The organism is Streptacidiphilus pinicola (assembly GCF_003258295.1).
GTDB lineage: Bacteria > Actinomycetota > Actinomycetes > Streptomycetales > Streptomycetaceae > Streptacidiphilus > Streptacidiphilus pinicola.
On record NZ_QKYN01000034.1, the window covers coordinates 26,698 to 38,963 of the forward strand.

Here is a 12,266-nt window from a genome sequence, read left to right on the forward strand (position 1 = left end):
GCCGTATGCCCTCCGCTCTGCCCGACGGCGAAGCCGTCCCCGTCGACGGTGCGCTGCCCGAGACCGCCCTCGCCGGGCTCGGTACGCGCCCCTTCGGCTTCTACGTCCACGTGCCCTACTGCGCCACCCGCTGCGGGTACTGCGACTTCAACACCTACACCGCGACCGAGCTGCGCTCCTCCGGCGCGGTCGCGTCGCAGGACACCTACGCCGACCACCTCGTCGCGGAGATCCGGCTGGCCCGGCGCATCCTGGGCGACACCGACGTGCCCGTCGAGACGGTGTTCCTCGGCGGCGGCACGCCGACCCTGCTGCCCGCGCGTGACCTGGTGCGGATGCTCGGCGCGATCCGCGACGAGTTCGGGCTGGCGCCCGGCGCCGAGGTGACCACGGAGGCCAACCCGGAGTCCGTCGACCCGGCCTACCTGAGCGAGCTGCGCGAGGGCGGCTTCACCCGCCTCAGCTTCGGCATGCAGAGCGTGCGCCCGCACGTGCTCCAGCTGCTGGACCGGCACCACACCCCCGGCCGTCCGCAGGCCTGCGTCGCCGAGGCCCGCGCCGCGGGCTTCGAGCACGTCAACCTCGACCTGATCTACGGCACCCCCGGCGAGTCCGACGACGACTGGCGCGCCTCGCTGGACGCCGCGCTCACGGCCGAGCCTGACCACGTCAGCGCCTACGCGCTGATCGTCGAGGAGGGCACCAAGCTCGCCGCCCGGATCCGCCGCGGCGAGATCCCGATGACGGACGACGACGTCCACGCCGACCGCTACCTCATCACGGAGGAGCTTCTCGGCGCCGCGGGGATGGAGTGGTACGAGGTCTCCAACTGGGCGACGACGCCCGAGGCGCGCTGCCGCCACAACGAGCTCTACTGGACCGGCGCGGACTGGTGGGGCGCCGGCCCCGGTGCGCACAGCCATGTCGGCGGGGTCCGCTGGTGGAACCGCAAGCACCCAGCCGCCTACGCGCAGGCGCTGGAGGCGGGGCAGACCCCGGCGCAGGGCCGTGAGCGGCTGGCGGACGAGGACCGCCGCGTCGAGCGGATCCTGCTGGAGCTCCGGCTCTCCGACGGCTGCCCGCTGGACCTGCTGCGCGATGCGGGCCGCAAGGCCGCCGAGCAGGCGCTCGCGGGCGGGCTGCTGGAGGCGGAGCCGTTCGCCGCCGGCCGGGCCGTGCTGACGCTGCGCGGGCGACTGCTCGCCGACGCGGTCGTCCGGGACCTCGTGGACTGACGCGGACGCGGTAGCGTCGGCGGCGTGACCGCACTCGACCCGAGCGTCCTGACGGCGCTGACCCGCGCCGACTACGTCAGCCTCACCACCTACCGCAAGGACGGCACGCCGGTGGCGACCCCGGTCTGGGGCGTCGTCGACGACGGCCGGCTCTACGTGTGGACGGAGGCCGGCAGCTGGAAGGTCAAGCGGCTGCGCCGCGACCCGCGCGTCACGGTGGTGCCCTGCGACGTGCGCGGCCGGATCGCCCCGGACGCCCCCGAGGCCACGGGCACCGGGCGCCTGCTCGACGCCGAGGGCACCGAGAAGGTGCGCCGTCTGATGGGTCGCAAGTACCTGATGTTCCGTCTGGGCGACACCTGGTCCAACCTGACGGGCCGTCGGCGCAGGCACCCCATCGCCACCGTGGAGATCAGCTTCTGACCTTCCCCGCTTCGCCTGCCCTCACGGCCCGTTGATAGGCTCGCGCCTCCCTGTCGGGGCGGACGTGAGGAGGGCGGGTGACGGGCTGGGATCCGGCGGTCGAGCACGCCTACCACGCCTTCTTCGAGCGACACCACGCCGAACTCTCGCGACTCGCCTACCTGTTGACGGGTGAACCGGACGCCGCCGACGACCTGGCGGCGGACGCGCTGGTCGAGGTCTGGCGCCACTGGGACCGCGTCAGCGCCGCCGACTCCCCGGCGGCCTACGCCCGCGGCGTCCTCGCCAACCTGTGCCGCAACCGCCTGCGCCGCCTCGGACGCGAGCGCAGGGGCTGGCGCACGCTGTGGGATGAGAACGCTCACATCGCGCGCGGCGCCGACGTCCCCGCCGTCGTGGACGTGCGCAGCGCACTCCGGCGGCTGCCGTACCGGCGCCGCGCCTGCGTCGTGCTGCGTTACGCCTTCGACCTGTCCGAGCGGGAGACCGCGCGGGCGCTCGGGATCAGCGTCGGTACCGTGAAGAGCCAGACGTCCAGGGGCGCGGCCCAGCTGGCCGCACTCCTGCGCGGGGTGGACGGGGACGCGGACACGTGGCTGACGACGGTGGGGGAGGGGCGGTGACGGAGCACCTGCGCGACGCGCTGCACGCCGAGGCCGCGCGCCACCGGCCGGACCGGGACGCCATCCTGGCCCGCGTCGCCGCCGGTCAGGACCCGGAGCGCCGCTCCCGGGCGCGAACCCGGCGCACCCCGCCGCGGTCGGCCGGTCTGGCGGCGGCGGGCGCGCTGCTCCTCGTCGCGACGGTGACCGGTACCTGGACGGCGCTCGGCCGCCACACCACCGCCACGTCGGTGGCAGCCCCCTCGGTCTCCTCCCGTCAGCAGGGGTTCCTCTGGTCGGACGGCTCCGTCGCCCCGGGCAGCGACGACTCCCGGGCGCAGAGCGAGGTCACGCTCACGACCAGGTACACCGTCAGCGCCCTCGACGTGCGGCTCCGCATCGCGCTGACGCCGGGTCTCGCCGCCACGGGACAGCGGTCCTCCGCGCAGGGCCTGGCCGTCACCGTCACCCGGCAGGGCGGCTTCCTGCTCTACGAGTGGACCCTCGGGCCGGGCACGACCCTCCCGCCGGGCACCTACACCTTCACGGCCCGGTACGACCACGCCCCCGGCCGCCGCGACGCGGGCCGGGACGACTACGCCGCGACGGCGACCGGCCACGGCCGACCGGTGTCCGTCCAAGGGGACTTCCACGGTCACTGATGCGGGCGCAGCAGCCCCCGGTGGAAGGCCTCGGTCACCGCTGCCGCCCGGTCGGAGACGCCGAGCTTGGCGTAGACGTTCAGCAGGTGCGACTTGACCGTCGCCTCGGTGATGAAGAGCCGGGCCGCCGCCTCCCGGTTGGTCGCGCCGGAGGAGACCAGCTGCAGGACCTCCAGCTCCCGCTGGCTCAGCGGCCCGGCGTCGGCCGGGGACGACGGCGACGGTGCGGCGGAGGCGGACGCGGGCCTGCGGACACGCTGCATCAGCAGGGCGGCCACGGAGGAGGCCAGGACGGACTCGCCGCGGGCGGTCGCCCGGACCGCGCGCAGGAGTTCGTCGCGCGGCGCGTCCTTGAGCAGGTAGCCGGAGGCGCCGGCCTCGATCGCGGGCAGCACGTGCGCGTCGGTGTCGTACGTCGTCAGCACCAGCACCCGTGCGGCGCCGCCCCGGCGGACCAGCTCACGGATGGCCGTGACGCCGTCGGTGCCCGGCATCTGCAGGTCCATCAGGATCACGTCGGGTGCCAGCGTCTCGGCCAGCCGCAGCGCCTCGGCGCCGTCCGCGGCCTCGCCGACGACCTCGAACCCCGGCTCACGGGCGAAGAGCCCGGCCAGCCCGTCCCGGACCACCGGGTGGTCGTCGGCGACGACCAGCCTGATCGCGCGCCCGCCCGCCCCGCTCATGCGTCCTCCTCCGTCGAACCGACCGGTACCCGGGCCGAGAGGCCGGTGCCGGAGCCCGGTTCGGACTCGATCTGCAGGGTGCCCGCCACGGACTCGATGCGCTCCCGCATCCCGACCAGCCCGAACCCGCCGTCCCGACGCGGACCGGCGGCGGCCGCCCGCGCGGGGTCGAAGCCCGCGCCGTCGTCGACCACGTCCAGCGCCACCTCGGCCTCCAGGTACGACAGGGTCAGCGCGACCCGGGAGGCGCGGGCGTGCTTGGCCACGTTGGCCAGCGCCTCCTGGGCGGTGCGCAGCAGGGCCAGCTCCGTCTCGGGGGGCAGCGGCCGGGCGGTGCCCGTCGTGGAGAGGCGGACCGGTGTGCCGTGCAGGGCGGTCCAGCGGTCGGCGACGCCGGCCAGCGCCTCGCCGAGCACCGCCGTGCGCAGCGGCTCGGGGCGCAGCGCGTGCACCGAACGCCGGGCCTCGGTCAGGCTCTCCTGCGCCAGCCGTCCGGCCGCGTCCACATGCCGGTGCCAGGCGGCGGCGTCGGCGTCCGGACCGTCGGCCGCGTGCTCGGCGGCGCGCAGTTGGGCGATGATGCCGGTGAAGCCCTGCGCGAGCGTGTCGTGGATCTCCCGCGCCATCCGGCGCCGTTCGTCCTGCACCCCCGCCTCCCGGGCCCGGGCCAGCAGTTGCTCGTGCAGGGCGGCGTTCTCCGCGAGGCTCACCTCCAGCCGCCGGTTGGCCTCCTGGATCTCGGCCAGGGCCAGCTCCCGTTCCTGCTGGTAGCGGGCGCTGCGCCGGGCGTAGAAGGCGAACCCGCACATCGGCAGGATGTTCACGAGCAGGATGGCCGCGTACTCCGTGGCGCCCACCGCGGTGCTCCTGTCCACCCCGTAGGACTGGGCGGTTCCGGCGACCGCGGCGACCACGCCCACCGCGACGGGCTCCCAGGGCCACGGGATCAGCCGGAAGGCGAAGACGTAGCAGGCTGGGGTGAAGAAGCCGAACCACGAGTCGCGGACCACCAGGACGGCGGTGATCGCCATCAGGACGACGAAGAAGACCGCCATCGTCCGGGGCCGGTCCCGCCACTCGGGGTGGAGCGTGAAGACCACCAGGATCCACGCCGCCGTCAGTGCGCACAGCGCCAGGTCGACGGCGAGGGAGACGCCGGCGAAACCCTTGTTGGAGGCCGTCACCAGGGCCAGGAAACCAAGGAGGGGGTAGGGCAGGACGGTCGCCCACACGGGCCACCGCCGCGTGGGATCGTCCACGCCCTCCTCCTTCCCGTCTCGTGGTCGCCACCCTATCGGCGCGACGTGCACCTGACCCGGCATCACCCGCTCACCGTCGTCCGCCGTCATCCGCCGTCATCCGGCGGCGAAGACGCCGCGCAGGTGCCGGCCGTTCGCGATGGCCACGACGCCCAGCAACAGCACGCCGCACAGGGCCTGTTCGACCCGCATCCAGACGGGCAGGAAACCGGGCAGGGAGGCGATGACCGCGATGGCGACGAGCATCAGCGCCGAGGTGATCCGCAGCCGGCGGAAGGCCCCGCGGTGGCCGCGCGCGCTGCGCACCACGAAGGAGAGCATCAGCAGCGAGGCCAGCGCGACAATCCCGCCGCGGATCCAGACGGTCGAGGTGACCAGAGCGGTGTGCCCGCGCAGCAGGTAGGCGACGCCGAGCGTCGCCACGCTGAGCCCGGCGTAGGCGGTGACGAGAGTCCGCAGGCTGCGGAACGCGGCCTGGCTGCGCGGGTGGGTGATGGCTTGGGTGGTCATGGGACCAGTCCTTTCAGGGGGCTGCTCGGGCTTCTTTCGGCTCCCTTCCAGAGTCGTGAGAACGGCCCTCGCCCACATCGACCGATCCACCGGGTGCACGGCTGAATCCGCCGCCCCACCGAACGGCTGATCCGTCTCCACCGATCGGCTGAGTGGACCGCCTCCGAAAGAACTTCCGCGCGCCGGGCAACCTTTCCGCCGCGCCGGACCACCAAGAGTCGTCCCTGCCCGTCGAGCAGTACCCACCAGAGGATTGACCCGGTGTCACAGACCGCACGACCGTCCGCCCACCGCCGCTCCCGGCCGGCCCGCCGCCTGCTCGGGGCCGCGGCGGCCCTGACCGTAGCGGCGTCCGGAATCGCCGCGATACCGCTGTTCGCCGACGCGAGCACCGCGTCCCCCGCCGCGCACGCGCCCCGCACGCTGACCGTCGCCGCCGACGGCGGCGCACAGTACCGGACCGTGCAGGCGGCCGTGGACGCCGCCGCGGCCGGGGACACGATCAGCATCGCCAAGGGCGGCTACCACGAGACGGTGACCGTCCCGGCGAGCAAGACCGGGCTCACCCTGGTGGGCGCGACCGGCCGCGCCGCCGACGTGGTGATCAGCTACGGCAACGCCTCCGGCACCCCCGAGCCCGGCGGCTCGACCCACGGCACCCTCGGCAGCGCGACCGCCACCTTCGCCGCGCCCGGAATGACCGTGAAGAACCTCACCATCGTCAACTCCTTCTCCAGGGCCGCGAATCCGGGAATCAAGAACACGCAGGCCGTCGCGCTCGCCGCCGAGGGCGACCGGCAGGTGTACGAGGGCGACCGCATCCTGGGCCACCAGGACACGCTGCTGGCCTGGTCGCCGAACCCCACCGCGCAGACGCGGCAGTACTTCCGCGACGACGACATCAGCGGCGACGTCGACTTCCTCTTCGGCAACGCGACCGCGGTCTTCGACCACGACACGCTCGACGCGCGGGACGACGGCGCGGCGGCGGGCGGCGTCAATGGCGTGCTGACGGCGGCGAACACCGAGGCGTCGAAGAAGTACGGCTTCCTGATCACCGACAGCACGGTGGTCAGCAGCGCCAAGGCCGGGACATACTGGCTGGGCCGGCCGTGGCATCCGACGGCCACGGCCGTGGCCCAGGTGGTGGTCCGGAACACCGTGCTGCCGGCGGCCGTGAAGGGTGCCGCGCCGTGGACGGACATGAGCGGCTTCTCGTGGCGCTCGGCACGCTTCGACTCCTACGCGAACACCGGCCCGGGCGCTGCCGTGACCGCTGACAGTCCGCAGTTGACCGCCGGTCAGGCCGCGCAGTACACCACCGGGGCCTACCTCGCGGGAACCGACGGCTGGAACCCCGCCGCGACCGCCCCGAGCACCGCGCCGGCCGGGACCCTCGCCACCGGCGACGCCCGGCAGGTGAGCGAGCCGAGGGTGCCGACGACCGTCTGCGCGACCGTCACCGCCACCCTCGCGATGCCGAACCGCGTCGCGTCGGGGAGCGCCGAGGCGACCCCGCCGGACACCGGCCGGATCCAGCGGGCGCTCGACTCGTGCGCGCAGACCGGGTCCGGCACCGTCGCGGTGAAGCTGGCGGCCGCCTCCTCCCGGACGGCGTTCCTGAGCGGCCCGCTGACCGTCCACCGCGGCGAGGTGCTGCTGCTGGACCCGACCGTCACCCTCTTCGGCTCCCGCAACCCGGCGAACTACCAGGTCAGCGGCAAGCCGGCCTGCGGCACGCTCGCCTCCTCGTCGGGTGGCTGCGCGCCGCTGGTCACCGTCGCGGGCGCGAACGCGGGCATCGAGGCCGTGCGCGCGGCGAGCGGCACCCAGGGCCGGATCGACGGCCGCGGCGACGAGACGATCCTGGGCAAGGGCACGAGCTGGTGGGGTCTGGCCACCGCCGCGCAGAAGGCGGGTGAGAACCAGAACAACCCGCGCCTGATCCAGGCCAACAACTCCGACAACTTCACCCTCTACGACGTGGACCTGGTCGACTCGCCCAACTTCCACGTGGTCTACAACGGCGGCGACGGCTTCACCGCCTGGGGTGTCCGGATCAAGACCCCGGCCACCGCCCGCAACACCGACGGCATCGACCCGGCCGGCGCCACGAACGTGACCGTCGCCGACAGCTGGATCATGGACGGGGACGACGGCGTCGCCATCAAGGGCGGCAGCGCCGCGAGCCGGAACATCACCATCGAGAACGACCACTTCTACGGCACGCACGGCATCTCGATCGGCAGCGAGACCAACAGTGGCGTCAGCAACGTCCTGGTCCGCGACAACACGGTCACCGGCACCGACGCCTACGGCAACGTCAGCGGCAGCAGCAGCGGCATCCGGATCAAGTCCTCGCCCGCCAACGGCGGCAAGGTGAGCGACGTCAGCTACCTCGACACCTGTGTCACCGCCGTGCGCGCCCCGATGGTCTTCGACACGCACTACTCGGGCGGCTCCGGCTCCTTCGTCCCCTGGTTCACCGGCATCACCGTCGAGGGCTTCCGCGCGACCGCCTCGACCTCCGGCGCGAAGTCGACCTTCGTCGGGTTGGACGCGAGTCACCCGCTCGGTCTCGCGCTGCTCGACGTCGCCTCGGACGCCACCGCGAACACCGCCGCCTACGCGGCGATCACGGCCCGCGACGACAACCTCGAGCCGTCCGGCACCGGCGTGACCGTCACGGGCGTCAGCGGGAGCGGCTCCGTGCCCTCCTGCTCGTTCCCCGCCTTCCCCGCCCTGTGACCGCTACTCGGGCTGGGTGACGAAGTCGATCAGCTCCTCGACCCGGCCCAGCAGGGCCGGGTCGAGGTCCCGGTACGAGCGCACCGAGCCGAGGATGCGCTTCCACGCCGCCGGGGTGTCCAGCGGCCACCCCAGCCGGGCGCAGACGCCCGTCTTCCAGTCCTCCCCGCGCGGCACCTCCGGCCACGCGGCGATGCCCACGGAGGCGGGCTTCACCGCCGCCCAGACGTCGATGTACGGGTGCCCGACCACCAGCACGTGATCGCCCGTCACCTGCGCGGCGATCCGCGCCTCCTTGGTGCCCGGCAGCAGGTGGTCCACCAGCACGCCGAGCCGCCGCCCCGGCTCCGGGGCGAACTCCGCGACGATCGCGGGCAGGTCGTCGACGCCCTCCAGGTACTCCACGACCACCCCCTCGATCCGCAGGTCGTCGCCCCAGACCCGCTCGACCAGCTCGGCGTCGTGCCGGCCCTCGACGTAGATCCGGCTCGGCAGCGCGACCCGGGCCTTCACGCCCTGCACCGCGTTCGACCCGGACGCCGTCCGTCCCGGCCCCTGCCGGGCGACGCCCGCGGCCGGTTGCGGGCGGACCAGGGTCACCGGCTTGCCGTCCACCAGGAACCCGCGCGGCGTCAGCGGGAAGACCCGCAGCTTGCCGTGCCGGTCCTCCAGGGTGACGGTGAAGCCCTCCGCGGTCTTCTCGCAGCGCACGACCGCGCCGCAGAAGCCCGTCGTGGCCTCCTCCACCACCAGGTCCCGCTCGGCGGGCAGCTCCGGCACGGTGGAGGGGCGCTTCCAGGGCGGCGTCAGGTCCACGGCGTCGTATCGGCTCACCCGTCGATCATCGCAGAGGGGAGCGCGGGCGTGGGAACGCCCGCGCGTGTGCTGATTCGCCATCATGGACGGGTGGCCGCACCGTATGCCGAAACGACGCTCGAACCGCTCCGGGGCCCGCTCACGGGCTACTGCTACCGGATGCTCGGCGCCTCCGCCGAGGTCGACGACGCCGTCCAGGAGACGCTGCTGCGCGCCCACCGGAACCTGCACCGCCACGACGCGACCCGGGCCAGCCTCTCCACCTGGGTGCACGGCATCGCCACCAACGTCTGCCTCGACCTGCTGCGCGGCGCCCGCCGCCGGGCCCTGCCGTGGGACCTCGGCCCGGCGTCCACCACCGGCGAGCTCGGCGCACCGCTGCCGCCCGCGCAGTGGATCGAACCGCTGGCCGACTCACGCCTGCCGCAGGTGGCCGACCCGGCCGAGCTGGCGGTGCGCCGCGAGTCGGTCCGCCTCGCCTTCGTCACCGCGCTGCAGTGGCTGCCGCCGCGGCAGCGGGCAGCGCTGGTGCTGCGCGACGTCCTCGCCTTCTCGGCGGCCGAGACCGCGCAGATCCTCGACTGCTCCCCGGCCGCCGCCAACAGCGCGCTCCAGCGCGCCCGCGCCACCCTGGCGGAGCACCGCCCCGCGCCCGCCGACGCCGCCGACCCCGAGGGCCCGGAGACGCAGGCGCTGCTGCGCGCCTACGTGGACGCCTTCGAGTCCCACGACGTGGACCGGCTGATCGCGCTGCTCGCCGACGACGTGCGCTCCGGCATGCCGCCGTTCCTGTGGTGGCTGCACGGCCCGGCGCGCATCGGCGCGGCCATGGAGGCGGGTGCGGAGTACTGCGCCGAGGACCGCATGCTGCTCGGCGCGAGCGCGAACGGCAGCCCCACCATCGGCCAGTACCGGCCGGACCCGGACGGGGTGCTGCGGCCCTTCGCGCTGCTGGTGCTGGAGCTGCGCGACGGCCGGGTGGGCGAGATCGTCACCTACCTCGGCTGGGGCGACCGCTTCGCGGAGTTCGGCCTGCCGCCGAAGGTCTCCCGATGACCGATGAGTTTCCGGGCTCCGCGTCGTACCAGGAGTGACACCACTCCGACGGACGCGAAGGCACGACCATGGACACCCAGCTGCAGACCGAGACCTACGCCGAACGCGAGCGGCTCGCCTCGCTCCTCGCCGACCTGACCCCCGAGCAGTGGGACACGCCCTCGCTCTGCACGGGATGGCGGGTGCGCGAGGTGGTCGCCCACATCACGTTCCCGTTCCGGACCAAGCCGCTGCGCTTCTTCACGGGGCTGGCGGCCGCGCGCTTCTCCATCAACCGCTTCTCGGACACCGCCGCCCGGCGCGACGCCTCCCGCATGTCCGCGGACGAGCTGCTGCGCTCGCTGCGCGACAACGTCCGCCACCCCTGGCAGCCCCCGGGCGGCGGTCAGGCCGGGGCCCTCAGCCACGACGTGATCCACGGCCTGGACCTGACCGAACCCCTCGGCCTCCCGCCGGCCCCGCCGGAGCGCATCGCCACCGTCCTCGCCAACGCGAGCGGGAGCGCCCGCGCCCTCGCCTTCTTCGGCGTCGACCTCGGCGGCGTCACCCTCCGCGCTCAGGACGCCGACATCGCCTTCGGCACGGGGGACACCGTCCTCGACCTCCCGGCCAAGGACCTGCTCCTGACCATCACCGGCCGCCGCCCATTGCCCGCCGCGGCGAAGGCGACTACAGCCCCGGGGCGCCCCACACCGGGAACCAGCGGCTGAGCTCCTGCTCGATGCGGAGGTCGTTGGCCAGCATGGCCTTGATCTGCAGCTCCAGCGGGTTGTCCCGCTTCTCGCCCGGCAGTGGGGCGAAGGGGTAGAAGCTGCCGCGCTTGTAGAGGTAGACCAGGGCCAGCTTGCGGTGCTGCGCGTCGGTGAAGTTGACCAGCGTGCACAGCAGCTGCGGGCCGAAGCCCTGGGACTCCAGGCCGGAGTTGACCGCGTGGACGTCGTTGACGAGCGAGACGATGTCGTCCGGCGACTGCCGCGCGGTGATCCAGCTGTAGCCGTAGGAGTCCCGCTGGGTCACCTCGATCGCTTGGCCGCCGCGGCCGGTGTCCGCGTCGAGCAGCGCCTGGATGTCCTGCTGGACCTGGGCGAACGCGCCGCCCTCGGCCGCGGCGAAGCAGACGGAGCCGACGCCGGTCGGCTTGAAGCCCGCGGCGGCCTCCAGGGTGATCGCGGCCGAGGGGAGGCCGAAGAGCTGGTCGAGGTCGGGCTTGACCGGCTTGGTCCGGCCCAGCAGGGCGTCCAGGAAACCCATCGCTACGTGTGTCCTCTCAGCTCTTCGCTATGTGCTGCAGTTCTAGCGCAATGCTCAGCTCTTGCCGAGCTCTGCGGAGATCTTGCCGAGCTGCTCCAGGCGCTGCTCCAGCGAGGGGTGCGTGGAGAAGGCGTTCGTCGCGATCTCACGGGCCGACAGGGCCGGGGCGAAGTAGAAGGCGTTGTACGGCTGCGCCTTGCGCAGATCCTGTGAGGGGATCGCGCCGATGTCGCCGGTCACCTTGGTCAGGGCCGAGGCCAGCGCCGAGGGGCGGCCGGTCAGCAGCGCGGCCGAGCGGTCCGCCGACAGCTCGCGGTAGCGCGAGAGCAGCCGGGTCAGCAGGAAGCTGATCGCGTACACGACGGCGCTCACGGCGATGACGATCAGCGCGGCGACGGCGGTGTTGTCGTTGTCCCGGTTGTCGCGGTCGTTGAAGCCGCCGAACATGCCGAACTGCAGGCCGACGCGGGTGATGATGCCGGCCATCACGCCGAGGAAGCCGGCGATCGTCATCACCGCGACGTCGCGGTGCGCGACGTGGGAGAGCTCGTGGGCGAGCACGCCCTCCAGCTCCTCCGGCTCGAGCCGGCGCAGCAGACCGGTGGTGACGCAGACCACGGCGTTCTTCTCGTTGCGGCCCGTGGCGAAGGCGTTCGGCATGTCGGTGTCGGCCACGGCGACCCGCGGCTTGGGCATGTCGGCCAGGGCGCAGAGGCGGTCGACGGTGCCGTGCAGCTCGGGGAACTCCTCGGGCGAGACCTCACGGGCGCCCATGCTGAATGCGGCGATCTTGTCGCTGAACCAGAACTGCGCGACGAACAGCCCACCGGCGAGGATGACGACGATCGGCCATGCCCCGCGCAACAGCACCAGCAGCAGACCGACGAAGGCCACGAAGAGCAGACCGATCAAGAACATCGTGATCAGCATGCGCGTGGTCAGCCCGCGGTCCGGCGCGAATCGAGTCCTGGACATGAGGTCCCTCCTGGGGCGGTGGACTGCCGATGCAATTCTGCCTGTC

General features: G+C 73.4%; 13 protein-coding genes. 7 read left to right on the top strand and 6 right to left on the bottom strand.

The window, feature by feature from the left end; all coding sequences use genetic code 11:
- Positions 1–5: 5 nt before the first annotated feature.
- From hemW to DN069_RS08455, 4 genes are all read left to right on the top strand, one after another.
- Complete coding sequence (gene hemW / locus DN069_RS08440; protein ID WP_111500234.1) at positions 6–1,235, top strand: radical SAM family heme chaperone HemW; 1,230 nt, start codon at positions 6–8, stop codon at positions 1,233–1,235.
- Between the two features lie 24 nt (positions 1,236–1,259).
- On the top strand, positions 1,260–1,658 hold the full coding sequence (locus tag DN069_RS08445) for a PPOX class F420-dependent oxidoreductase (protein ID WP_243639009.1): 399 nt from the start codon (positions 1,260–1,262) through the stop codon (positions 1,656–1,658).
- A 77-nt stretch (positions 1,659–1,735) separates the two neighbouring features.
- Positions 1,736–2,281: a SigE family RNA polymerase sigma factor gene (locus DN069_RS08450; protein ID WP_111500235.1), complete on the top strand. Its 546-nt coding sequence runs from the start codon at positions 1,736–1,738 to the stop codon at positions 2,279–2,281.
- On the top strand, positions 2,278–2,922 hold the full coding sequence (locus tag DN069_RS08455) for a hypothetical protein (protein WP_111500236.1): 645 nt from the start codon (positions 2,278–2,280) through the stop codon (positions 2,920–2,922). The genes DN069_RS08450 and DN069_RS08455 overlap by 4 nt, the downstream gene beginning before the upstream one ends.
- On the opposite strand, the gene DN069_RS08460 is transcribed toward DN069_RS08455, so the two are convergent.
- The 3 genes from DN069_RS08460 to DN069_RS08470 all read right to left on the bottom strand — a co-directional run bounded on the left by DN069_RS08460 (position 2,916) and on the right by DN069_RS08470 (position 5,374).
- Positions 2,916–3,605, bottom strand: coding sequence for a response regulator transcription factor (locus DN069_RS08460; RefSeq protein ID WP_111500237.1), 690 nt, complete (start codon positions 3,603–3,605; stop codon positions 2,916–2,918). The genes DN069_RS08455 and DN069_RS08460 overlap by 7 nt on opposite strands.
- Positions 3,602–4,864: a sensor histidine kinase gene (locus DN069_RS08465; protein WP_207892090.1), complete on the bottom strand. Its 1,263-nt coding sequence runs from the start codon at positions 4,862–4,864 to the stop codon at positions 3,602–3,604. The genes DN069_RS08460 and DN069_RS08465 overlap by 4 nt, the downstream gene beginning before the upstream one ends.
- 96 nt (positions 4,865–4,960) lie before the next feature.
- Positions 4,961–5,374 (bottom strand): hypothetical protein, encoded by a 414-nt coding sequence (locus DN069_RS08470; protein WP_111500238.1) that lies wholly within the window; start codon positions 5,372–5,374, stop codon positions 4,961–4,963.
- A gap of 261 nt (positions 5,375–5,635) precedes the next feature.
- On the opposite strand from DN069_RS08470, the gene DN069_RS08475 reads away from it, so the two are divergent.
- Positions 5,636–8,122, top strand: coding sequence for a pectinesterase family protein (locus tag DN069_RS08475; protein WP_207892091.1), 2,487 nt, complete (start codon positions 5,636–5,638; stop codon positions 8,120–8,122).
- A gap of 3 nt (positions 8,123–8,125) precedes the next feature.
- Here the strand turns inward: DN069_RS08475 and DN069_RS08480 are convergent, their stop codons facing one another.
- Complete coding sequence (locus tag DN069_RS08480; RefSeq protein ID WP_243639011.1) at positions 8,126–8,956, bottom strand: DUF3097 domain-containing protein; 831 nt, start codon at positions 8,954–8,956, stop codon at positions 8,126–8,128.
- A 72-nt stretch (positions 8,957–9,028) separates the two neighbouring features.
- On the opposite strand from DN069_RS08480, the gene DN069_RS08485 reads away from it, so the two are divergent.
- Both DN069_RS08485 and DN069_RS08490 read left to right on the top strand, forming a co-directional pair.
- A complete protein-coding gene (locus DN069_RS08485) occupies positions 9,029–9,994 on the top strand; it encodes an RNA polymerase subunit sigma-70 (RefSeq protein ID WP_111500239.1) in 966 nt (321 codons plus the stop codon).
- A 68-nt stretch (positions 9,995–10,062) separates the two neighbouring features.
- Complete coding sequence (locus DN069_RS08490) at positions 10,063–10,704, top strand: maleylpyruvate isomerase family mycothiol-dependent enzyme (RefSeq protein WP_111500240.1); 642 nt, start codon at positions 10,063–10,065, stop codon at positions 10,702–10,704.
- On the opposite strand, the gene pspAB is transcribed toward DN069_RS08490, so the two are convergent.
- Both pspAB and htpX read right to left on the bottom strand, forming a co-directional pair.
- Positions 10,664–11,245 carry a PspA-associated protein PspAB gene (gene pspAB / locus DN069_RS08495; RefSeq protein WP_111500241.1) on the bottom strand — a complete coding sequence of 194 codons (582 nt, stop codon included), beginning with the start codon at positions 11,243–11,245 and terminating at the stop codon, positions 10,664–10,666. The genes DN069_RS08490 and pspAB overlap by 41 nt on opposite strands.
- Positions 11,246–11,299: 54 nt before the next feature.
- On the bottom strand, positions 11,300–12,220 hold the full coding sequence (gene htpX, locus DN069_RS08500; RefSeq protein ID WP_111500242.1) for a zinc metalloprotease HtpX: 921 nt from the start codon (positions 12,218–12,220) through the stop codon (positions 11,300–11,302).
- Positions 12,221–12,266 lie beyond the last annotated feature (46 nt).